Origin of the sequence: Sphingobium sp. WCS2017Hpa-17, assembly GCF_031843765.1 — a bacterium.
GTDB lineage: Bacteria > Pseudomonadota > Alphaproteobacteria > Sphingomonadales > Sphingomonadaceae > Sphingobium.
Genome location: NZ_JAVTIV010000002.1, coordinates 422,944 through 444,942, shown reverse-complemented (window position 1 = coordinate 444,942; position 21,999 = coordinate 422,944). Strand labels below are relative to the sequence as shown.

Below are 21,999 nucleotides of genomic sequence, written 5' to 3'. Positions count from 1 at the left end.
CCTCTATGAGCGCAAGTCATAACAGGCCAGCATTGCGCATTGGTCGCCGCCAGCCGCGCGCCTTAATTTTCGGATCGTGCCTGTAGGGCATGGTTCGATCAGAAAGGAACATCCATGGCGGAGACGGAAAGCCTGACCGCGCAGTTTCAGGTCCTTCATGCGGAGCGCGTCCGCACCTGGGAGCCGACGCAACTCGCCAAAAATGTCGATCGGCGCGCGCGGCTGGTCGCCGATTTCGATCCGACGGCGGTCGTGCAGGTCGGCGATGTGGTTGCGCCTTTTTCGCTGGAAAGCGCAGATGGCCAGGTGCTGACGCTGGATGATCTGGTGGCGGATGGGCCAGCCGTGCTGATCTTCTTCCGTTTCGCCGGCTGCCCGGCCTGCAATCTGGCCCTGCCCTATTATGACCGCCAGCTTCGCCCTGCGCTGGACGCCGCCGGTGTGCGGCTGGTCGCTGTCAGCCCGCATCTGCCGGAAAAGGGACTGGGTGCGATCGCCGAGCGGCATGGCCTCGGCTTTCCGGTGGCGAACGACCGGAGCAATGCGCTGGCGCGCCGCTTCGGCATCAGCTTCGATCGGAACGTCGTGCCCGAAGGTCAGCCGACGCCCGGCTGGATCGGTGACCTGACCGGCACAGACAGCGCGGAATTTCCGCAACCGGCCGTGCTCATCATCGACAGTGATCGTGTTGTGCGCTTTGTTGATATCAGCCCCGACTGGCTGGTCCGCACCGAGGCCCCCGCCATATTGGCCGCATTGGCCGACATCCGCAGCCGGGTCGATAGCTGAGCCAGCGCCATCCCGCCTTCCAACGATCGGCGGGATGGCCGGCAGGTCAGAATTTCACGCCCAGTCGGGCATAATAAAATCCGCCACTCAGTCCGAAGGGCGCGAAATTGCCATAAAGGCCGGCGCCCGTATTCGCCTGAATCACGCCGATATCGTCAGGATAGACATCGAACAGATTGTTCGCGCCTACCGCGACATTGATCGTCGGCGTGAGATCGGCGGAAATGTCGAGATCGGTCACCCATTTCGGACTGAAAGTGCGATCGTCCGCCGTCGAGGTCTGGCTGGTCCCGGTTTCGGTATATTTGCCGAAGCGGGTCACCCGCAACAGGCTGCGGAGCGCTCCCAACGTCCATTCGCTGCTCAACACCAGCTTGTCGCGCGGCGTCGCACTGGTCAGGTCGGCGCGCGCCTGCCGGCCGAACAGGATGGTGTTGGACAGGTTGGCGGGATTGGCCGCGACGTCCAGCAACTTGGTCTTGTTGTAGCTGTAAGCGGCGTTGAGCCTGAAATCGCCCCATGAACCCGTGCGCCATATATACTCCGCCACGACGTCCACGCCGCGCGTGCGGGTATCGACGCCGTTGATGAAGAATTGCGCACTGCTGATCCCCGGCACGCCGCGCGCGGCGAGAATGACCGTGACTTCCGGGCTGGCAAGGATCGCCTTGGCCTCTGCGCTGTTGAGGATTTCGGTCTTCACGATCCGGTCCTTGATCCGGATCTGATAGCCGTCGACCGTCAGGCGGAACGATCCGCTTTCAAAGGTCGCGCCGGCGGTGAAGTTCAGCGACTTTTCCGGCGTCAAAGGCCTGGCGCCGAAATAGCCGGCGATCGGATCATTGGGCGCCAGAAACTTCACCAGTTGCGGCACCTGATCGCCATTGATGATGACGCTGGTATTTTGCGAGGTCGAAAAACCCTGCTGCGCCAAAGATGGCGCGCGGAAGCCGGTATTGACGCCGCCGCGCAGCGCAAAACCCGGCGCGATCTCATAGCGGGTGGAGATTTTACCGCTGACCGTATCCCCGGAACTGTCGGTATAATGTTCGGCGCGGCCAGCGATACCGACGAACCAGGCGTTAGTGATGTTGGCGCCGATATCGACATAGGCGGCAACATTGTTGCGGGTGAGGACGAAGGCGTCGGCCGGCGTCGTCCCGGTGAAGGAGACGAGGCTGGCCGCCGGCCGCTGTCCGCCATAAGCCAGTTCGAACGGCGTCGTGCCGGTCGGGACGACATAGCCGCCGTCGCGATAACTGTCCGGTTCGCCTGCCTTGTTCTGGAACCGCTCCCATCGGTGTTCAACCCCGAAGGCCAGCGTCAGCGGCTCGGCCAGCCCCAGATCGAAGCTGCGACTGAAATCGGCATTATTGACCCAGAGACTGGCAATCTGCTTGCCCATGAAGAAGCTGGTCTTGCTGCTCGGCCCCAGCGAAGGGTTGAGCGTGTCGACCGCACCCAGCTTCACATCATCCCGCCCGAAGCTGCTGCTGAAGTCCGCGTCGAAACCAGCCAGCGTAGTGCGGGCGCCGGTCGTGATCTGGAAGTCGGTTTCCCAGATGCGACGCTTGGCCAGGAAGCCATTGGGATAGATTTCCGGCAACGAATTGATGTTGTTGGCGTTAAACTGACCGCGCCCGTCCCTGATGTCGCGATAGCTGAGTGTCGAGAAGCTGTAGAGCGTCGTTGCGTCGCTCAACGGCAGTTCCGCATTATAGGAGCCGTTGACGATATAGTCGCGATTGGTGCGGCCATAATTGCCGGCGCGATTGCGGTCGATCGTCGCTTCGCGGGGATCACGGGAGCCGTCCGCCAGACGGGGATAGAGATCGACTGAATCCGCGACGATCGCACCAGAGGTATCGGCACGGTCGTGGAACTTGCCCTCTGCCGCGAAACGGATGAATCCGCCGTCCGCGCCGATGCGGGTGCCATAGCTGACCGATTGCTGGATCAGTTCGCCGCCCTTTTCATAAAGGCTGCCGGCGGTGGTGGTGAACGTGCCGCCTTCCGGGGCGGCATCCAGGATGAAGTTGATGACGCCGGAAATTGCATCCGACCCATATTGGGCAGCGGCGCCGTCGCGCAGCACTTCGACGCGGCCGATGGCATTGGCGGCGAGCAGATCGATATCGACCGGCGTGCTGCCCCCCGATATGCGGGAGAGATTGTTGATAAGCGAGGTCGTATGGCGACGCTTGCCGTTGACCAGCACCAGCACATAATCGCCGCTGAGGCCCCGGATGGAAATGGGCTTGGCGCCCGAGGATGTGCCACCCCCGCCCAGCGCCGGCACGGTGAGCGAGGGCACGATATTGCCCAATATGTCCTTGAGGCCGACGCGGCCGGTCGCCTGCAATTCGCGCGTGTCGATGACGTCGATCGGCACCGGGCTGTCGGCGACGGTCCGGGGCCGCGCACCGCGCACACCGGTCACGACGATGGCGCTCCCTTCTGCCGCATCATCGGGGCCGGCAGGTGCTGGCGGCTCGGCGGCGTGGGCGCAGACCGCGCATGCGACAACGAGTGAGACAGTGGAAACGCTATTTTTCAGTAACGGCGATAGGATCATCATCTTTCCCTGCGACTATTATCTTTCGGGAATGATTGTTATCGATAGTCATAGCGCAAATTAAATGAGTTAAATCTTGACCATGTTTAGTTTAATTTTATCGATATATTACAATATATCTATGATTTACATTTATAGGACAGCAAAGGCCTGATCCAGCGGCCTGGCCGGCTTTATTTCTCCGGCTTGCCCAAATGTATCGAGAACGATCCTCTGATCCTCAATAACGGCAGGACTGATCGGTACGGCGTGGCGGCTATTCTTGCGTACCATGATGAGCGCGATATCCGGCGGGAGTCCGGTTTCCGCCGCCAGCACCTTCGCATAGCCGGCGGGGTGCGCCGTCGCCCAGTCCAGCGCTTTCGCCTCCCGTTGCAAAAAGTCCGCCAGGATCGTCCGCTTGGTGGCGATCGCCTGCTCGTTGGCAACCTCGAAGACATAGCCATGGATGAGATTTTGCCCGTCGGCGACGACCCGTGCGCCCTCCGCAATCGCCGTCGAGGAATAAGGCGTCCAGCAGGCCCAGGCGTCGATCGTGCGCGAGGCGAAGGCCGCGCGGGTGTCGCCCGGCGTCAGCCAGATGAAATGCACCGCATCGGGTGTCAGGCCCGCTTCATGCAAAGCACGCAGGGCGAGATAATAGCCGATCGACCCACGCGTAGTGGCGATGCGCTTTCCCTTCAGGTCAGCGATGGTCCGCACGGGGGAATCGCCGGGCACGACGATGGCGACCGCCTCGCTGGGGCGTGGATCGCTGCGTTGGGCGGATATCGCTTTGATCGGCAGTCCACTCTGATAAGCAAACTGGAATGGCGCGTCACCGGCCAGGCCGACATCCACGGCACCGCTGCCGACGGCCTCAAGCAGATTCTGGGCAGCAGGAAATTCGGCCCACTCGATCGAATAGCCAACCCCTTCCAGCACGCCGGACGAGAGCATCAACGCCTTGGTACCACCCTTCTGGCTGCCGACCTTGAGCGTCTCGCTGCCGGCGCTACGGCCACAGCCAGCAATAAGCCCGGTCGCAGCAAGGCCTGCGAGCGCGTGACGGCGGGATAGAAACGGAAGGGTCATGCGGTTAACCTATGCTCCGGTGCGACGGATCGCTTCGGCCACTTGCTGATTGAACGATCCATCATAACCCTTGTCCGCCCTTGGAATATCCGGAATTATCCCGGCCGCATGATAGCGCTCGAAAATACGCGCCTGTTCCCGAATGAGCGCCGCGTCGATCGGCACGGCATTGCCGACATAGGACTGGGCGGCGAAGCGCGCCACCTCTACCGGTATGCCGGTTTCCTGCGCCAGGGCGCGGGCATAATCGTCCAGATGATCGCGCGCCCAGGCCCGCGCCCGTGCCAGTCGCGCGACATAATCGCCCAGCAGCGCGCGCTTCTGGTCGATTGCCTTGTCGTTGGCGGCGTAAAAGCCGACGCCAGTGGGCAAATTGCCGCCATCGGCCAATATCCGGTCGCCATCCTCCAGCACGGCAATGCCGACATAGCTGCCCCAGGTCGACCAGGCGTCGATTGCCCCTGAGGCCAGCGCCGCCTTGGATTCCCCATTGGCGAGATAGGTCCAGTGAATGGTCTGCGGATCGATATCCGCCCGTTCGAGCAGACGCAGCACCAGATCCTGCCCCGCCGATCCCCGGATCGTCGCCACCTTCCTGCCTCGCAGGTCCGCCAGCGTGCGGATGGGCGAGTTTTTCGACACGACGATGGCGGATGCCTTGCCGGCATGGTCGCCAGTGGGACGATAGGCAGTCACCGCTCTGATCTGCGCGCCGCTGGCATAAGCGAAAGCAAAGGGCGCCGCGCCGATGCCGCCAATGTCGATCGCGCCGGCATCCAGCGCTTCCAACAGCGGTGACGCGGCCGGGAACAAGGCCCATTTGATCTGATAGGGCACATCGTCCAGTTCACCCGCCGCCTTGAGCAGCGCCTGCGCACCTCCGCGCTGGTCGCCCACGACCAAAATACGGGCGTCGTCGGCCACTCCGCCGGAAGCGGGACGGAACAGGATGAAGGCAAGCGCGGACAGAGCCAGTACCAGCCCGCCCCAAAGCCAGAGGCGGGAGCGGCGATGCGCCACTCCCGTCGCCTGTTGATCGGATGCGACCGGTTCGGTCATGCCCTGTCGCTTTTCAGAGATCGGCGTAGAGCGGTTCGTCGGCGATCAGGACGCGATGGAGCAGGCGCGGATAATCGCCATAGTTGCGCACCGCATAATGAACGGCCGCGCGATTGTCCCAGAAGGCGACTGAGCCGGGCTTCCAAGAGAAGCGGACCTGAAATTCCGGCCGCTTATATTGAAGCAATATCTGGTCGATAAGTTCGCGGCTTTCAGCCAGTTCGACACCCAATATCTGCGGATCCTGCGTCAGATTGACCCACAGGATCTTCCGGCCCGTCTCACGATGGGTGCGCACCACCGGATGGGCGACGATCGGATAATCATGGCCGTCGGCCAGCAGAGAGGGGCGATAGTCATGGGTGACATGCAGCCCCTCCAGTCGCGCCTTCAGTTCATCCGACAGCCCTTCATAGGCGAGGTTCGCGTCGACCCAGACGGTGTCGCCACCAACCGGCGGCAGGTCGACCGCCCGCAGCACCGCGCCCCAGGTCGGCACCAGCCGCCAACTGGTATCGCTATGATAGGCCTCGCCCGGCCTGATCTTCACCTTCGCCTGCCGCTTGTCGAAGCGGGCATTGTCGAGCGCAGAGATATTGTGGATAGGCGTGACCTTGGGATCATGGGTCGTGCTGGGATGGGTGTAGAGCGGCCCAAATTCCCGCGCGAACGCGGCATGGCTATCATTGTCGAGTTGCTGATCACGGAAGAAGACGACCTTATACCGCAAGACCGCCGCGCGGATGGCGTCGCGGATTTCGGGAGCGATCGGCTTGCTGATATCAATGCCGTGGATCTCGGCCCCGATCGTGGGTTGGAGCGGGCGAATATCGAGCGCGGCTGTGGTGATGATTTCGGCTGCGGCTGTGGACATGATGTCATCCTTTCCTGCCATGAAGCTCCTGATGTGGAGCGATGGGCAAGGCGTATGAAAACCCGCCGCCCAAATCCCATGATTATTTCTTGATCCTCTATGATCGCCGATGAACAAGGCACCACCATCCACGCAAAGACTTGAAAATATGCGATAATCATTCGCCGCTTATTGGCAGGGAAGGCAGACGATCAAGAAATTCCAATAGATGCTGGTGCTACCATCGCATAAAACGATATTGCAATCCATTAGCAATAAATATAATCGGCCGGCAAATTTGCGGAGGGGCGAATGAAGATTCATATTTTGCTGATCGGCCTGTCGCTGTCAGCCATGGCGACCGCAGGATATGCGCAGGAGGCCAGTCCTGACGAACAGAACAATGCAATCGCCCGGCCCGACATCGTCGTCACCGGCATCCATCTCCGCGAAAGCATCGAAGCCGGCAAGTCGGACGTGCCGCTGATCGAAACGCCCCAGGCCGTATCCGTCGTATCCGCTGCCGATATCGAGGCACGCGGCGTCACCCGCCTGTCCGAAGCGCTGCGCACCGTCGCCGGCGTCTCGCGCAGCACCACTTATGGCTTCTATGACGCCTATACGATCCGGGGCTTTGATGCCGCCTATGGCAGCGTCTATCTCGACGGACTGGTGAACGAAGCCGGCGTCGGCTTCAATCAGGAATTGTCGGCGGTGGAACAGATCGAGGTTTTGAAAGGCCCCGCCTCCATGCTGTTCGGTCAGGCGCCACTGGGCGGCCTCATCAATCTGGTGAGCAAGCGGCCACGCGAGGATGCCTTCCTCAAGGTCACGGCCTCCACCGGTTCATGGGATCTGGTCGAAGGCACGGTCGATGCCAATGCCCCGCTCAACAGCACAGGCACGCTTCTCGGTCGGATCAACCTCACCTATCGCGATGCCGACAGCTTCGTGCGCAATGCCGGCGTCAACCGCATCTTCGTCGCGCCGTCGATCACCTGGCGTGCCGGCGCTGATACCAGCCTGACCCTGCTTGGCCGCTATCAGCGCGACCATGACAATCCGATCTCACCGGTCCCAGCCTATGGCACAGTGCTGCCCGGACTGGTCGCCATCCCGGAGAATTTCGCCATCAACAATGGCGGCAACCAGCGGGTCGTCAACAATCGCAACCGGGTCCAGATCGGCTATATTTTCGATCATCGCTTCAGTGACGCGGTCAGCTTCTCGCAAACATTGCGCTACACCCGACGCAAGGAATATTGGAACCGCTGGATGTTTGCGGCCGGCTTCATTGATGCCGACGGCAATTATAGCGACACGCCGACCGACACGATCGGCCGCTATTTCTACGGCCCCTACCGCGCCACGGATAAGGATTTCGCAGTCGACAGCCGGCTCAGGGGCCGGTTCGCGACAGGCACGATCAGTCATGAATGGCTGGCCGGGATCGACTATCGCCATAATAAGGGCACTTACTACAGCGCGGGCGATTATGATCCGACCCATTTCCCGCTCAGCATCACCCATCCCGATTATGATGCGGTTCTCGACACCTCCGCCGTCACCGGCGCGCCCGGCGGCAGCAAGGCGCATCAGACCGGCATCTATATCCAGGACCATCTGAAATTCGGCGATCTGGTGACACTGACCCTGGGCGGCCGCTATGACTGGGCTAATGCCGCCGGGCAAAAGGATGACGCTTTCAGCCCGCGCATCGGCGCGACGCTGAAACTGATAACCGGCGTCAACGCCTATGCCAGTTGGTCCCGCTCCTTCCTGCCGCAACTCTATAGCCAGCAGGTCGTCGGCTTCGATGCCGATGGCAATCCGATCGGTGGTCCGGTGCCGCCGGAGCGCGGCAAGAATATCGAACTGGGCGTCAAATTCGCGCCGGACGGTGCGCCAGTCAGCGGCAGCCTCGCCATCTATCAGCTGACGCGCAAGAATGTGACGACGGCGGACCCCATCTATCTCGACTTTTCGGTCGTGACCGGCGAGCAGCGCGCACGCGGGGTCGAGGCGGAACTGCAATGGCGGCCGGTGAACGGCGTCAGCCTCAACCTTGCCTATACCTATGTCGATGCCACGGTGAAGAAGGACAATTTCTTCACCGTCGGCGCGCCGCTGTCGAACGTACCCAAACATAATATCGGCATCTTCGCCCAATATGAAGTGCAGCAAGGGCCACTCACCGGCCTCGGCGCAACATTGGGGATCAGCTATAACAGCAAGCGTAACGGCGATATCTATTCGACGCGACCGGACGGATCGGTTCTGTTGTGGCTGCCCGCTTACACGCTGGTCGATGCCGGCCTGTCCTATCGCCGCGATGGCTGGGGCGCGCAACTGACCGTCGCCAATCTCTTCGACAAGCGCTACTTCCCCGACACCGGCGGCATCGACCGCGTCACGCCCGGCAATCCGCGCAATTGGCGCCTGACATTGTCACGGGAGTTTTAGGCGCTGGAGACGAGGAGCGGACCTGCCGGCGCAGCGTCCGCCCTCCGCTTTCCATCATTCCGCTGCGATGACGGCACCCTGTTCGGCCTCGAACAAAGCGCTCAATACGCGGCGGGCCTGATTGACCGCACCGTCGCTGGCGATGCCCACGAACGGCCGACCCGGCTCGTCATCGATCCGCGCCTGCTGCGCCTGCAAGGTTTCCTCATCCTCGGTAATGGTGTCGAAAAACTGGTCGAACAACACATCCGGCACACCGCTTTCCTTGGGTGCAGTGGTGCAGATGGTCCAGAGATAATGGCTGGTCGTCTCGGTTTCCGGGGTGATGAAATGGTTGTTGGCCAGCATGAAGCCATTGTCGCGCTTGCCTTCATACGCGCCCGTACCGACATCGCAGCCGCCCGCGTTGACGCGGCAGGTCATGCCGATGCCGGGATTGAAGCGCACTTCCTGCCAGCGATCGACCCGACCCTTGAATCCACCCGCATCGACATAGGATTTGGGCGGAACGCTATTGGGCATCTTGCGCAGCAACGTCACTTTTCGTCCGTCAAACTCGACCTTGGTGTCCGCGCCATAATGTTGTTCCGGATTGCCGCCGATCGTGCGGGCATGGATATAGGGCACATGGGTCAGGTCCATGATATTGTCGATGATCAACTGCCAATTGGCCTTCACCGGGAAATTATAGGGCCGCCATGACCATTTGGGATCGTCATGTTCGGGATTGTCGACGATGATCGACGGATCGGCCAGCGCCGGCTCGCCCATCCAGATCCAGATCAGATGATCCTTCTCCACCACCGGATAATGGCGCACATTGGCGGCCGGCGGGATGCGGGTCTGGTTCGGGATACGAGTGCAGGCACCGCGCTTGTCGAACTCCACGCCATGATAGCAGCAGCGGATGACATCGCCGTCGACATGGCCAGCGGACAGCGGCATGGCGCGATGGCTGCACCGGTCCTCCAGCGCGGCGATCTCGCCCGCTTCGGTGCGGAACAGCACGACGGCCTTGTTCAGATATTTGCGGCCGAGTGTCTTGCCGGGCGCGATATCGGCCGCGAAGGCAGCCACATACCAGGCGTTATAAATGAACATCCGACTCTCCTTACCCTAGCCGATAGCTTTGCCGGCCTCATTTGCTGTTGTGCCATAAATATGCCGCGCGCGACGGCTCAGCCAATCGCTATGCGATAATGCCATAAGATAAGCGGGATGAGCGATAAGATTAGCGGACCGATCGGCCGCCCTCCCTAACGTCAGCGCAGATACAGGCCGCCATTCATGTCCAGCGTCGCCCCCACGAAGAAGCCGCCCCGGTCCGACGCCAGCAGCGCTGCCGCCGCCGCAATCTCGCTCACCGCCATGAAGCGGCCGACCGGCACCTCGCCCTCTACCCGCGCTATCTGTTCGGCGGACAGCCGCGCCTTGGCGGTGTCGATCGGACCGGGTGCGATGGCGTTTACGGTGACGCCGGTGCCGGCCAGATAGCGCGCGAAATATTTGGTCAGCATGATCGCCCCTGCCTTGGACGCCGCATAATGGGGCGAAGCGACCGTCCCGCCATTCTGCCCGGCCAGCGAGGTGATGTTGACGATCCGGCCATAGCCATGTTCGCGCATATGTTCGGAAAAGATCTGGCAGCTCAGAAACACGCTGCGCATGTTGATCTGCACGATCGCATCGAATTCTTCGGGGGTGATATCGTGCGTCGGGGTGCGCTTGGCGAAGCCGGCATTGTTGACGACGATATCGACCTTGCCCCAGTCCGCCATGATCCGGTCGCGCGCGGACAGGAAACCGTCCTTCTCCCGCACGTCGAGCGGCAGGGCGATGGCGCTCGCGCCGCTTGGATCGAGCGAATCTGCCACCTGCTGTGCGACCGCCAGATCAACATCGCTCACTGCCACCTTCCCACCCCCGGCATGGATTTCGCGCGCGATCGCTTCCCCCACGCCGCGCCCGCCGCCGGTGATCAGCGCCGTGCGCCCTGCAAAGGAAAAACTGCCGTTGGCGGGCAAATCGAAATCTTCGGCCATGATCCGTCCTGATCCTGATATTGGAAAAGGGGGAGGCTGCACCCTCCCCCCTATAACGCCTTCCGGCTTACGGCCTGATGGAGAGGGTCAGGCCATAGGTGCGCGGCGTATTGGTGAAGATCTTCCAATAGGTGGTACCGTTACCCGGTACCGCCAGGAAGGCCGTGATGTCGTCGGCATTGACGATCTGATAATTGTTGGTGAGGTTCTTGCCCCAGACGCCCAATGTCCAACGGCCATCGGCGGACTCATAATTGAGCCGCGCATTCAGCGTCCGTCCCTTGGTATCGTTATGCAGATTTTCGTACAGGCGCAGCGTGTTGGCATCGTCCGTCGAAATGCGACTGGAATAGTTGAAGTCGGCCTGCGGTATCAGCTTGGCGCCATTGCCCATTGCCAGGTCGTAGCTGGCACCGAGCGTAAAGCTGTCGCGCGGCGCGAACTTGGCGGGATTGCCCGAATAGTCGAGATTGACCAGCGGATCGCGCAGATCGGTATAGGTGCCGATCAGATGCGTGTAGTTGCCGGTCAGCCGCAGCCCGTCGATAGGCCGGACCACGGATTCGACCTCCCACCCCTTCATTTCCAGCGTGCCGTTATAGGTATGGGCGATCCCGCCCGCGCCCGAGAAGTTCTGGAGATTCTTCGTCTTCTGCTTGAACAGTGCGACGTTGAAATCGAGCATGTTGTTGAACAGCCGCGTCTTGGCGCCTATTTCGTAATTCTGCGCCTTTTCCGGCTCCAGCGGAATGGTGGGGTTGCGATAGGCATTGTCGACGAACCCGCCCGACTTGAAGCCCTTCGCCCAGGTCGCATAGAGATTCACATTGTCGATCGGTTCATATTTCAGCGTCACGCGCGGGGTGAAGGCGTTCCAGGTCTTGCCGCCCGATGCCAGCACTTCGCCGGGAAAGCCGAAGCCGGGAATCGTCCCCGCATCGGTGGTCGAGAAGGCGTGATAGTCGATCTTCTTGCGGTCCGATGTATAGCGGCCGCCCGCGACCAGCGAGAGCCGGTCGGTAACTTCGAACGTGCCTTCGCCGAACACCGCAAAACTGCGGACATTGCCGTCCTGAACGCGCGTGATGTTGGTGATGTCGGGGTTCCGGCGGACGGATGCCGGCACGGCCGATCCGGGCAGCGGGCTGTAATTGAAGATGTTGGTGGTCGATACGTCGGCCGACAGATAATAAGCGCCCACCACATAGGAGAAGCGCCCCGGCGCGGAGGCAAAGCGCACTTCCTGCGTGAAGCTCCTGTTCTTCACCACCTGCCGGCGGTCGAACACCGGCACCTGCGTTGCGACCGGCACATCGTCGTTTGTCGCATGGCTGTCATTCAGGCGATAGCCGGTGATCGCAGTCAGCGTGCCGCCCAGCACGTCCAGATCGCCGCGCAGATAGCCGCCGCGCAGCCGCTGGCGATAGGGTGAGCGGGCGAAGTCATTGTTCGTCCATTTGCCGTCATCATAATCGCCAAAGGTCGCCGGAATGCGCTGCACCCCGCCAATGCCGAGGCCAATCGCGCCGCCATTACCCTCGGTATAGCTATAGTCGCCCGACAGGACGATCTTGAGCGTATCGGTCGGCTGGAACAGCAGCTTACCGCGCATCGCGACGCCGTCGGTCTTGCCATAGCTGCCCTTCTGGTTGGGCGTGTCGATCAGGCCGTTGGACGTTTCCGTGCTGAACGATGCGCGGAACGCCAGCTTGTCGTCCACCAGCACGCCGTTCACCATGCCTTCGGTGCGGACATAGGCGCCATTGCCTGCCGTCACCTGGCCGTACCAGTCTTCCTTCATCTCCGGATTGTTGGTGATGACCGCGATCGCGCCACCCACCACGTTGCGGCCGAACAACGTGCCCTGCGGCCCGCGCAGCACTTCCACGCGCTGAATGTCGTAGAAATTGGCGTTCAGGTCATTGTTGAACACATAATAGACGTCGTCCATGAAATAGGCGACCGGCGTGTCCAGCGTGGCCGTGCGGAAGGTCGACACATTGCCGCGAATCGCGACGATCGACAACGACTTGTCCGATGTGTTGACGGTGATGCCCGGCATCTGCTGCGTCAGGGCGGTGGGGCTGAACACCTGTGTCTTGCGCAGATCCTCGCCACCAAAGGCCGCGATCGAGAATGGCACTTCGCGCACCGTCGATTCGCGGCGCTGTGCCGTTACGATAATGTCCCCGCTGACCGATTCCTGCGGCGCGCTTTCCTGCGGCGCGGGTGCTTCCGCCTGCGCCATGGCCGGCGCGCTGGCGCCGATCATCAAAGCGCCCAGAACGGCGCCGATGGCGGTGGAAGTTTGGATTTTGAACGGCATGAAAAGCGTCTCCCCTGGGATGCGAGCGGCTTGCCTGCCGCCTTGGCAAGTGGGGTGAAGCAGCAAATTTCTCCGCCGCACAATAGCTTCGTCCCGATTTTTGAATGGTACGACCATATTCCGATTGGGGTCACCGTCCGCCAGCGTCTAGCGAGGATATAGCAGATGCAACGAATGACGGCAGGCAATGGCGGGATTTCCCGGATTGGCCCGACCGTCCAACAGGGTAGTGTAGGAAGAGCCTGAACCATGCAGTCCAGTGATAGCGCAGACCTGACCAAAGTTGGTCCCGGAACCGTGATGGGCAATTTCATGCGGCAATATTGGTTGCCGGCCTGCTTGTCGTCCGAAGTGCAGAGCGATGGCGATCCGGTCCGGCTGATGATCCTGTGCGAAAAGCTGATCGCCTTCCGCGACAGTTCGGGTCGCGTCGGCATCATGGATCATCGCTGTCCGCACCGTTGCGCCTCTCTCTTCATCGGTCGCAACGAGCAGAACGGCATCCGCTGCGTCTATCATGGCTGGAAATTCGACGTGGACGGCAAGTGCGTCGACATGCCCTCCGTCCCCGCCCGCATGGACTTCAAGGAAAAGGTCCATGCCAAAGCGTACAAGACCCATGAGGCCAACGGCCTGATCTGGGTCTATATGGGGCAGGATCAGGCGAACCCGCCGCCGCTGCCGGAAATCGAGGCGACGATGCACCCGGACGCCGAAATCTGGTGCCTACAACGCGATTGCAACTGGCTTCAGGCGCTGGAAGGCGACATCGACACCAGCCATGTCGGCTTCCTGCATGTCGGCGGGATCGAGGCGGACGATCTGGAACCGGACCATCCGATGCGCCCCACCGTGCTGGACCGCGCACCGGAATATGAAGTCGCCCAGTCCGACTGGGGCGTCATGTATGGCGGCTATCGCCCCAATGACGATGGCCAGATGAGCTGGCGCGTCGCCCATTATATGTTCCCAATGTGGACGCAGACGCCCAACAACCGTTTCGCCACCCGCGCCATCGCCCGCGCCTGGGTGCCGATGGACGACGAACATTCGATGCTGTTCGACATCACCTGCGGCGTGGATGCCGGCAACCCGGCCTATAATTCTACGTTGAAGGACGGTACGCCGCTGTTCGACCAGATCAACTATGCCCCCAACACGACCGACTGGTTTGGTCGCTGGCGCTCGACCGACAGCGAAGCGAATGACTGGGCGATCGACCGGGAATCGCAGCGCAATGGCCATCAGTTCACCGGCATCCCCAACATCACGATGCAGGATCAGGCCGTGACCGAAAGCATGGGGCCGATCACCGACCACAGCTTTGAAAATCTGGCGCCGACCGACCAGATGATCGCCCGCGTCCGCCGCCGCGTGCTGCTGGCCGCGCGCGCCTTCGCCAACAAGGGTGTGGTGCCACCGGGCATCGAAAATCCGGACGTCTTCTATCGCGCCCGCGCAGGGTCTTTCCTGCACGACCCCAGCGACAGCTTGCAAAATGCCTATGAAACGGCCTTGGCAAAGGCGGTGCGCTGGCCCGAAAAGGTGGAAGCGGCAGAGTGAGCCAGACCGGCGGCCGGCACGATCCATGTGCCGGCACGCCCCGAACGAAGGGACATAGGGTGACGAGACGCATTGCGATCCGCACCGGGCGCCGATCCATCGCGCACCGGCCGGGTCAAGAGACGCATCGCGCCGAGGGGAGAGTGTGATGCAGGTACGTATCCGAACCATCCGTTGGGAAGCGGACGGGATCAACAGCTATATTTTGGAGCCGGTCGGCGGTGGCATGATGCCCGCGTTCGAACCCGGCGCCCATGTCGACCTCCAACTCGAAAAGGGGCTGGCGCGCAGCTATTCGCTGGTCAACGATCCCGCCATTCGCGGCTATTATGAAATCGCCGTCCATCATGCGATCGACGGTCGCGGCGGATCGCGTCACATTCACGAGAAATGGCGCGTCGGCCAGATCGTCGAAATGTCGGAGCCGAAGAACAACTTCCCGATGGTGGAGGACGCCAGCCACACGGTGCTGGTCGCCGGCGGCATCGGCATCACCCCCATGTTGCCGATGATCGCGCGGCTGGAGAAACTCGGCCGTAGCTGGGAACTCCATTATGTCGCCGCGACGCCGGATCGCGCCGCCTATATTGACCGGGTTGAGGAATATGGACAGGTCGAAATCGCCTATGATGGCGTGCCCGGCGGCCAGCGGCTGGACCTGAAGGCCATTTGTGGCCGCGCACCGGCCGACGCGCATCTCTATTGCTGCGGCCCGACCGGCATGCTGGACGCCTTCGTCGCGACCAATGCCGACCGACCCAAGGGCCACGCCCATATCGAATATTTCTCGGCCGAAACCGAGCTGGCGACCGAAGGCGGCTACACGCTGGAACTCGCCAAGAGTGGCAAGACCATCGCCGTCGAAGAAGGCGAAACGATGCTCGACGCGCTGCTGATGGCCGGCGTCGATATCGGCTTCGCCTGTTCGGAAGGGATTTGCGGCACCTGTCAGGTGAAGGTGCTGGACGGCGTGCCCGACCATCGCGACCATTTCCTGACCGATGAGGAAAAGGCAGCGAACAAGCTGATCATGGTCTGCTGTTCCGGCGCCAAGACCGCCAATCTGGTGCTGGACATATAAGGGTAAGTACGCCGCCCAAGGGTAAGGGCCGCGATGACGGATAACAGGGCAAAAGCCCATTGAGGAGAAGCCGTTTGGCAGGGATCGCGTTGGAGCCGGAAGGCAAGGGGATGCTGGACGCATTGCCCCTGTCCTCCTTTCAGGTCTGGGCTGTGCTGATGATTGCCGCGACCGTCGTTCTGGACGGTCTGGACAATCAGATGCTGGGCCTTGCCGCCCCGTCCCTGCTGAAAGAATGGAATATCAGCCGGGATGCGCTGGGCTTCGTCTTCGCGCTCGGCTTCGTCGGCATGGCCATCGGCACGCTGACCTCCGGCTTCATCGGTGACCGGTTCGGCCGGCGCGGAGCGCTGCTGATCGGCGTCGCCATCTTCGGCGTGGCAACCCTCGCCACCGGCTTTTCCGTCGAACTGTGGCATGTCGCTGTCCTCAAGACACTGGCCGGCGTGGGCCTTGGCGGCGTCCCCGGCACGGCCAGCGCCATGATCGCGGAATTCACCCCTGCCCGCTGGCGCAGCGTGGCCGTCACCTTCGGCGTGGTGTGCGTGTCGATCGGCGGCATATTGGGCGGCGTCGCGGCCGCCGCAATCCTGCCGGTGCTGGGCTGGCGCTGGCTCTTCTATCTGGGCGGCCTGCTCACCATGGCCTTTGTCGCCCTGCTCTGGTTCATCCTGCCGGAATCGCCTCGTTATCTGGCCGAACGGCCCGATCGTCGCGCGGAGTTGGACGCGATCCTGCGCCGCATCGCCCATCCCGATCCGGCGTCCGTCCAACCGGCGGAGAAGGTGAACGGGAAAGCCCCCTACACCCCGTTCAGCGCCTTGCTGAAAGGCACCATGTTGCGCGACAGCCTGGCGCTCAGCCTCGCCATGTTCTCGGGCATGTTCATGATCTACCTCATGTTCAACTGGGCCCCGACCATGCTCTTCAGCGCCGGCTTCGGGCTCCAGACCGCCAGCCTCGGCCTCACCAGCTTCAATCTGGGCGGCACGATCGGCGCGATGTTCGCCAGCCTTGCGATCATCCGCTTCGGATCGCGCCCCACGCTGATCCTGATGGCGATCACCGGCGCGGGCGTCTGCCTATTGCTGGCGCTGCTGCCCATCGACGGCGGACGCAACGAGCCGGCGGTGCTGGCCGCGCTCGGCGCGCTCGGCCTGTTTGCCAGCGCCGCGCAATCGGCCATGTTTGCCGTCGGCGCCCACGCCTTCCCGACCGCCGTGCGGGCCCGTGGCCTTGGCCTGATGGGCGCCGCAGGCCGCGCCGGCGCAATCGTCAGCGCGGTCGCCGGTGCCACCCTCATCGGCGGCGGCAATCTGGGTTTCTTCGGCGTGCTGGCCGCCCTGATGCTGATCAACGCCCTTGGTTTCATCGCCGTCCGGGGCCATGTCCCCCGCCTCGGCCGACAGGATGCACGCGCATGAGCGACTATGACTATATCGTGATCGGTTCCGGTTCGGCGGGCAGCCTGATGGCCAACCGCCTGTCCGCCGACCCGGCCAACCGCGTCGCCCTGATCGAAGCCGGCCCGTCCGACCGCAATTGGCCCGTCAACGTCAAGACCGCGATGCCGGTCGGCAATATCTTCCTGCTGCCGCACGAAAAATATAACTGGAAACAGTCGCTCGCCGGCAACGACGCCGTCAACAACCGCCAGATCAACTTCCCGCGCGGCAAGCTGTTTGGCGGATGCAGCGCCATCAATGGCGGCGTTTATATTCGCGGGCAAAAGGCGGATTATGATGGCTGGGCCGATGCTGGCAACGCCGGCTGGTCCCATGATGACGTCCTTCCCGCCTTCAAGGCGGTCGAAAATTATCACGGCCCCGACCAGCCCTGGCACGGCAAGAGCGGCGAACTGGACGTCGAAAAGCCCAAAAGCTGGAACCCCATCGCCACCGCCATCGTGGACGCCGCCGCGCAGGCCGGCCATCATCGCAACAATGATTTTGCCGGCGAACGACAGGATGGCTTCGGCCGCTACGACCTCAACCAGCGCAACGGCACCCGCCTCTCCAGCGCCCGCGCCTTCCTCCACCCCGCGCTCCATCGCGAAAATCTCAGCGTTCTCGACGAAACCATGGTTCGCCGCATCCTCTTCGATCGCGGCCGGGCCAGCGGCATCGAGGTCGAGAAGGACGGCGCCCGCCGCATCCTGACCGCCCGTCGCGAAATCATCCTGTGCGCCGGCGCGACCAATTCACCGCAATTGCTCATGCTGTCGGGCATCGGCCCGCAGGATCATCTGCGCGCCATGGGCATAGACATCGTCCATCACCTCCCCGGCGTCGGCCAGCATTTGCAGGATCATCCGACCGTCCATGTCGCGATGGAAAACCCGTCGGGTGAAGCCTACGCCATCTCGCCTAAGGCACTGCCGCGTATCCTCACCAGCCCCTTCCGCTACCTCTTCAACCGTACTGGCATGCTGGCCTCCAATGTCGCCGAATGCGGCGGCTTCCTTTGCACCGACGGCAGCGGCCGGCCGGACATCCAGATCACCTTCCTCGTCGGGCTGAAGATCGACGCCCGCTCCGTCCCGCGCCGCCACGGCTATATGGCGCTGATCCAGCTGCTCCGCCCGAAGAGCGCCGGCTCCGTCAGCCTTGCCAGCAACCGGCCGGAGGAAAAGCCTGTCATCGACCCCAATTTCTTCGCCGACCCCTATGACATGAAGACGCTGATCGCCGGCTTCCGCGAAGCCCGCCGCATTTTCGCCCAGCCCGCGCTGGTCGCCATGACCGGTGACGAAATCGAACCGGGCGCCCAGCATCAGAGCGATGCCGAAATCGACGCCGCGCTGCGCAAGATCGTCAACACTGCCTATCACCCGACCGGCACGTGCAAGATGGGGCCGGACGGCGACTCCATGGCCGTGGTCGACAATCGGCTACGCGTGCGCGGCGTCGCCGGCCTGCGCGTGGTCGATGCCTCGGTCATGCCGGAAATCATCAGCGGCAACACCAGCGCGCCCACGATGATGATTGCCGAACGCGCCGCCCGCTTCATCCTCGAAGACGCCCTTCGATCCAATATCGCCGCCTGATCCCGGCCCGGAGAGACTTATGACCATCACCACCATTCCGCCTCGCCCTGCCCTGCTCGACCGGCCCGAACAGGATATGCTGATCGGCGGCCAGCGCGTGCCGGCCTTGTCGGGCAAGCGGTTCGAAACCCGCAACCCTGCGACCGGCGAATTGCTGGCGCTGGTGGCGCAGGGCGGCGCGGAAGATGTCGACCGCGCGGTCAAGGCCGCCCGCGCCGCGCTCACCGGTCCATGGAGCCGCATGAAAGGGGCCGAACGGCAACGCATCATGCTGCGCCTCGCCGATCTGGTGGAGGCCCATTATGAGGAACTGGCGATGCTCGACACGCTGGACCTGGGCGCACCCTATAGCCGCACCATCCTTGGCAGGGCGCGCGCGGGCAGCCTGCTACGCTATTATGCGGGGCAGGCGACGCTGATCGCCGGCGAAACGCTGGACAACAGCGCGCCCGGCGATGTCCTGTCCCATACGTTGAAGGAACCGATCGGCGTCGTTGCTGCGATCAACCCCTGGAACGGCCCGATCGGCATGTCCGTGTGGAAGGCCGGCCCGGTCCTTGCCAGCGGATGCACACTCGTCATGAAGCCCGCCGAACAGACGCCGCTCTCCGCTCTGCGCTTTGGCGAACTCTGCCTGGAGGCCGGCGTGCCCGAAGGCGTCATCAACATCCTGACCGGCATGGGCGATGCAGGCGCAGCGCTCTCCAGCCATCCTGGCGTCGACAAGATCGCCTTCACCGGATCGACCGGCGTGGGCGAAAAGATTCTGCATGCCGCCGCCCCCACCATGAAGCGGGTCACGGTCGAACTGGGCGGCAAGTCCCCGAACATCGTCTTCGCCGACGCAGACCTGGACAAAGCCGTGCCCGCCGCCGCCATGGCCGTCTTCGCCAATTCTGGCCAGATTTGTTCCGCCGGCACCCGCCTCTTCGTCCAATCCTCGATCCGCGCCGAGTTCATGGAACGGCTCGCCGCCTTTACCAAGACGATCAAGGTCGGCGATCCGCTGAACCCCGAAACCCAGGTCGGCCCGGTCGTTTCCGCGCTTCAGATGGACAAGATATTGGGCTTCATGGACAGCGCCGTGGCGGAAGGCGCCAGTGCGCTCGCCGGCGGCACCCGCCTTTTCGGCACCGGCTATGACGACGGCTATTTCCTTGCCCCCACCATCTTCGACAATGTGACCGACGACATGACGATCGCGCGAGAGGAGATTTTCGGCCCAGTCCTGTCCGCCTTCTCTTTCGAGACGATCGAGGAAGTGCTGGAGCGCGCCAACGCCACGCCCTTTGGCCTGGGCAGCGGCGTGTGGACACGCGATCTCGCCACTGCGCACCGCATGGCGCGGGGGATCAGAGCCGGATCGGTCTGGGTCAATTGCTACCAGATGCTCGACCCCGGCGTCCCCTTCGGCGGCTATGGCATGAGCGGTTTCGGCCGGGAATCCGGCCCGCACCATATCGAGGATTATCTGGAAACCAAGGCAGTGTGGATCAAGCTGGACTAAGGAAGCACAGGATCATTTTTGAAACGGCGGTGGTGAGTTGGTCCGACCCACGCCGTTTCAAATCTGGGTATTCCTTTTGGGAACGGCAAAACCCCTATTCGGCCATTCCCGATTTCGTTTCCCGTTCAAACTCCAACGCGATTGCAGCATCGAGTGTGTTGAGTGCCCCCACTCTTGATGCCACTTTCTCAGCCAGAACCGCTTCGACCTCCCAGGCCTTGGCCGCCGCCAGCGCGATTTTCCGACGGTTTTCCAAAGGTTCGCTCAGGGCCTTGCCCCTGTGCAGGGCTTCCTGCTCGCGACAATGCGCCACTGAAATTCTCATGTGCCTTGCTCCTTCCCTACCGCTTCATATGTTCCAGTCCCGGCACGACGCCGCCCTTTTCCGATGGCTTGGACGCGTTGCTCTTGGGCTTTTCAGCCTTGGGCTTGCGAATTTCGCGGTTCGATTTTTTCTGTGATTTGGCCATGCTATTGTCCTTTTCGAAAACGGATAAGGGGAAGGGCAGATCTTCATGCCGCCACGACTTCCCGCATGACAGAATGAACCGGGATTCTGGGCGCACATCCTGTTGCCTGATAGATATTCGCTGCGGGGGTCCGCAGATGATTTTCCAGCAGAGGCAGAATGTCCGGATCTTCCTCAGCATCGAACTTCCGTGCGAAGAGATCGCTACTGCGTTGCAACTGGCCTAGATCCGCTACTTCATAATTGCGCGGGCGCAACTTGATGTCGCCATCGGGCACCCAATCGATCATCCGCAAATCGTCGTTCATGACGCTGCTCTGATCGAAACTGTTCATCATGACCGTCTGAAAAAAGGCCTCGTCAGCGATGAAGCTATTACGGTAGAATGTCTTGAAGCGATCGGCCTGCGGGTCATGGCAGACAAATTCGCAAAAGCTGCGGGTGACCGCTTTCCACTGCGTACCGATAAACGGCGTATCGCCCGTCAGATAGGGCCGCGCAACACCTGTTGCCGTCATCACACCATCGTCTTCCGTGAAGATATGGCTGATCCGGTTCAGCGTGTCGGGGCGTTCCTTGCGTTGGTCCAGCGCGCGAATAAATTGCTTGTCAGGGTTGGCGGCAAAAAACTGACGGATATAATATTGGCTCTTGAGCGGAAAATCCTGACCGGACAGATTGATATAATGGGTCCAGGACGCATCCATGGAAAGAAGCCGGGCCATGCCGCGCAATTCGGCGTCGACCAGGCTATATCCGCCCCATAGCGCATTTTCCGGTTCCAGAAGCGCGGCACCCTGAAACGGCTCCAGAAAAGTCGCAATGTCCTTTTCCAGATCTTCACCCGAACTCTTGTCCACATGGACGACATATTGATTGCCAGGAAGATAGATCGCTTTGAACAAGCGCTTAAACTGCTCTGGATAACGATGGACGAGAAGAAAATATGCGATCATTGGGCACGCCTCATCGACTGCGCCATTCGCCGGCTGCCATACCCCCGGAAACGACGACAACTGCCTCCTGCCTCAGGAAAGCCAATCAAATGAATTTCTGATCGTGAAGAGACAACGCCAGACAGAGTTGCAATTTTCTAAAAGCAAAGGCGCTACATATATATGGCGATGCCGTATCGAAATTACAAGAATATCT

General features: G+C 61.8%; 17 protein-coding genes. 7 read left to right on the top strand and 10 right to left on the bottom strand.

From position 1 onward, the window contains the following. Window positions 1-114 precede the first annotated feature (114 nt). Window positions 115-789: a peroxiredoxin-like family protein gene (locus tag RQH62_RS06190; RefSeq protein WP_311267869.1), complete on the top strand. Its 675-nt coding sequence runs from the start codon at window positions 115-117 to the stop codon at window positions 787-789. A gap of 46 nt (window positions 790-835) precedes the next feature. On the opposite strand, the gene RQH62_RS06185 is transcribed toward RQH62_RS06190, so the two are convergent. The 4 genes from RQH62_RS06185 to RQH62_RS06170 form a co-directional block, all read right to left on the bottom strand. Continuing rightward, window positions 836-3,367 carry a TonB-dependent receptor gene (locus RQH62_RS06185; protein ID WP_311267868.1) on the bottom strand — a complete coding sequence of 844 codons (2,532 nt, stop codon included), beginning with the start codon at window positions 3,365-3,367 and terminating at the stop codon, window positions 836-838. Between the two features lie 129 nt (window positions 3,368-3,496). Continuing rightward, window positions 3,497-4,438 (bottom strand): ABC transporter substrate-binding protein, encoded by a 942-nt coding sequence (locus RQH62_RS06180; RefSeq protein WP_311267867.1) that lies wholly within the window; start codon window positions 4,436-4,438, stop codon window positions 3,497-3,499. Window positions 4,439-4,447: 9 nt separating this feature from the next. Then, window positions 4,448-5,497, bottom strand: a complete 1,050-nt coding sequence (locus tag RQH62_RS06175; protein ID WP_311267866.1) for an ABC transporter substrate-binding protein — start codon at window positions 5,495-5,497, stop codon at window positions 4,448-4,450. 13 nt (window positions 5,498-5,510) lie between these two features. Continuing rightward, a complete protein-coding gene (locus RQH62_RS06170; protein WP_311267865.1) occupies window positions 5,511-6,371 on the bottom strand; it encodes a TauD/TfdA family dioxygenase in 861 nt (286 codons plus the stop codon). 291 nt (window positions 6,372-6,662) lie between these two features. Here RQH62_RS06170 and RQH62_RS06165 point away from each other — a divergent pair, with 291 nt between their 5' ends. After that, window positions 6,663-8,813, top strand: a complete 2,151-nt coding sequence (locus RQH62_RS06165) for a TonB-dependent siderophore receptor (RefSeq protein ID WP_311267864.1) — start codon at window positions 6,663-6,665, stop codon at window positions 8,811-8,813. 54 nt (window positions 8,814-8,867) lie between these two features. Here the strand turns inward: RQH62_RS06165 and RQH62_RS06160 are convergent, their stop codons facing one another. From RQH62_RS06160 to RQH62_RS06150, 3 genes are all read right to left on the bottom strand, one after another. Further along, window positions 8,868-9,914: an aromatic ring-hydroxylating dioxygenase subunit alpha gene (locus tag RQH62_RS06160; protein WP_311267863.1), complete on the bottom strand. Its 1,047-nt coding sequence runs from the start codon at window positions 9,912-9,914 to the stop codon at window positions 8,868-8,870. A 161-nt stretch (window positions 9,915-10,075) separates the two neighbouring features. Then, window positions 10,076-10,855, bottom strand: a complete 780-nt coding sequence (locus RQH62_RS06155; RefSeq protein ID WP_311267862.1) for an SDR family NAD(P)-dependent oxidoreductase — start codon at window positions 10,853-10,855, stop codon at window positions 10,076-10,078. Window positions 10,856-10,922: 67 nt separating this feature from the next. Next, the gene (locus tag RQH62_RS06150; RefSeq protein WP_311267861.1) at window positions 10,923-13,181 is read right to left on the bottom strand and encodes a TonB-dependent receptor; all 2,259 of its coding nucleotides are present in this window, start codon (window positions 13,179-13,181) and stop codon (window positions 10,923-10,925) included. 249 nt (window positions 13,182-13,430) lie between these two features. Between RQH62_RS06150 and RQH62_RS06145 the strand changes: the two genes are divergently transcribed. From RQH62_RS06145 to RQH62_RS06125, 5 genes are all read left to right on the top strand, one after another. Next, window positions 13,431-14,744: a Rieske 2Fe-2S domain-containing protein gene (locus RQH62_RS06145; protein ID WP_311267860.1), complete on the top strand. Its 1,314-nt coding sequence runs from the start codon at window positions 13,431-13,433 to the stop codon at window positions 14,742-14,744. A gap of 148 nt (window positions 14,745-14,892) precedes the next feature. After that, window positions 14,893-15,825 (top strand): PDR/VanB family oxidoreductase, encoded by a 933-nt coding sequence (locus RQH62_RS06140; protein ID WP_311267859.1) that lies wholly within the window; start codon window positions 14,893-14,895, stop codon window positions 15,823-15,825. 74 nt (window positions 15,826-15,899) lie between these two features. Continuing rightward, window positions 15,900-17,249, top strand: coding sequence for an MFS transporter (locus tag RQH62_RS06135; RefSeq protein WP_311267858.1), 1,350 nt, complete (start codon window positions 15,900-15,902; stop codon window positions 17,247-17,249). Next, window positions 17,246-18,871 carry a GMC family oxidoreductase N-terminal domain-containing protein gene (locus RQH62_RS06130; protein ID WP_311267857.1) on the top strand — a complete coding sequence of 542 codons (1,626 nt, stop codon included), beginning with the start codon at window positions 17,246-17,248 and terminating at the stop codon, window positions 18,869-18,871. The genes RQH62_RS06135 and RQH62_RS06130 overlap by 4 nt, the downstream gene beginning before the upstream one ends. Window positions 18,872-18,890: 19 nt before the next feature. Beyond that, the gene (locus RQH62_RS06125) at window positions 18,891-20,378 is read left to right on the top strand and encodes an aldehyde dehydrogenase family protein (RefSeq protein ID WP_311267856.1); all 1,488 of its coding nucleotides are present in this window, start codon (window positions 18,891-18,893) and stop codon (window positions 20,376-20,378) included. Window positions 20,379-20,472: 94 nt separating this feature from the next. Here RQH62_RS06125 and RQH62_RS06120 read toward each other — a convergent pair whose 3' ends face one another. Genes RQH62_RS06120 through RQH62_RS06110 form a run of 3 tightly spaced genes read right to left on the bottom strand, consistent with a single transcriptional unit; the run spans window position 20,473 to window position 21,803 of the window. Further along, a complete protein-coding gene (locus tag RQH62_RS06120) occupies window positions 20,473-20,703 on the bottom strand; it encodes a hypothetical protein (protein WP_311267855.1) in 231 nt (76 codons plus the stop codon). Between the two features lie 16 nt (window positions 20,704-20,719). After that, the gene (locus RQH62_RS06115) at window positions 20,720-20,848 is read right to left on the bottom strand and encodes a hypothetical protein (RefSeq protein ID WP_269462532.1); all 129 of its coding nucleotides are present in this window, start codon (window positions 20,846-20,848) and stop codon (window positions 20,720-20,722) included. Window positions 20,849-20,891: 43 nt separating this feature from the next. Then, on the bottom strand, window positions 20,892-21,803 hold the full coding sequence (locus RQH62_RS06110; protein WP_311267854.1) for a beta-1,6-N-acetylglucosaminyltransferase: 912 nt from the start codon (window positions 21,801-21,803) through the stop codon (window positions 20,892-20,894). Window positions 21,804-21,999 lie beyond the last annotated feature (196 nt).

Bases quoted from the DNA above. Each gene is read 5' to 3' on its own strand.
- RQH62_RS06180 (WP_311267867.1), bottom strand. From the start codon at position 4,438: ATGACCCTTCCGTTTCTATCCCGCCGTCACGCGCTCGCAGGCCTTGCT.
- RQH62_RS06175 (WP_311267866.1), bottom strand. From the start codon at position 5,497: ATGACCGAACCGGTCGCATCCGATCAACAGGCGACGGGAGTGGCGCAT.
- RQH62_RS06120 (WP_311267855.1), bottom strand. From the start codon at position 20,703: ATGAGAATTTCAGTGGCGCATTGTCGCGAGCAGGAAGCCCTGCACAGG.
- RQH62_RS06150 (WP_311267861.1), bottom strand. From the start codon at position 13,181: ATGCCGTTCAAAATCCAAACTTCCACCGCCATCGGCGCCGTTCTGGGC.
- RQH62_RS06170 (WP_311267865.1), bottom strand. From the start codon at position 6,371: ATGTCCACAGCCGCAGCCGAAATCATCACCACAGCCGCGCTCGATATT.
- RQH62_RS06130 (WP_311267857.1), top strand. From the start codon at position 17,246: ATGAGCGACTATGACTATATCGTGATCGGTTCCGGTTCGGCGGGCAGC.
- RQH62_RS06145 (WP_311267860.1), top strand. From the start codon at position 13,431: ATGCAGTCCAGTGATAGCGCAGACCTGACCAAAGTTGGTCCCGGAACC.
- RQH62_RS06125 (WP_311267856.1), top strand. From the start codon at position 18,891: ATGACCATCACCACCATTCCGCCTCGCCCTGCCCTGCTCGACCGGCCC.
- RQH62_RS06140 (WP_311267859.1), top strand. From the start codon at position 14,893: ATGCAGGTACGTATCCGAACCATCCGTTGGGAAGCGGACGGGATCAAC.
- RQH62_RS06185 (WP_311267868.1), bottom strand. From the start codon at position 3,367: ATGATGATCCTATCGCCGTTACTGAAAAATAGCGTTTCCACTGTCTCA.
- RQH62_RS06165 (WP_311267864.1), top strand. From the start codon at position 6,663: ATGAAGATTCATATTTTGCTGATCGGCCTGTCGCTGTCAGCCATGGCG.
- RQH62_RS06155 (WP_311267862.1), bottom strand. From the start codon at position 10,855: ATGGCCGAAGATTTCGATTTGCCCGCCAACGGCAGTTTTTCCTTTGCA.
- RQH62_RS06115 (WP_269462532.1), bottom strand. From the start codon at position 20,848: ATGGCCAAATCACAGAAAAAATCGAACCGCGAAATTCGCAAGCCCAAG.
- RQH62_RS06190 (WP_311267869.1), top strand. From the start codon at position 115: ATGGCGGAGACGGAAAGCCTGACCGCGCAGTTTCAGGTCCTTCATGCG.
- RQH62_RS06160 (WP_311267863.1), bottom strand. From the start codon at position 9,914: ATGTTCATTTATAACGCCTGGTATGTGGCTGCCTTCGCGGCCGATATC.
- RQH62_RS06110 (WP_311267854.1), bottom strand. From the start codon at position 21,803: ATGATCGCATATTTTCTTCTCGTCCATCGTTATCCAGAGCAGTTTAAG.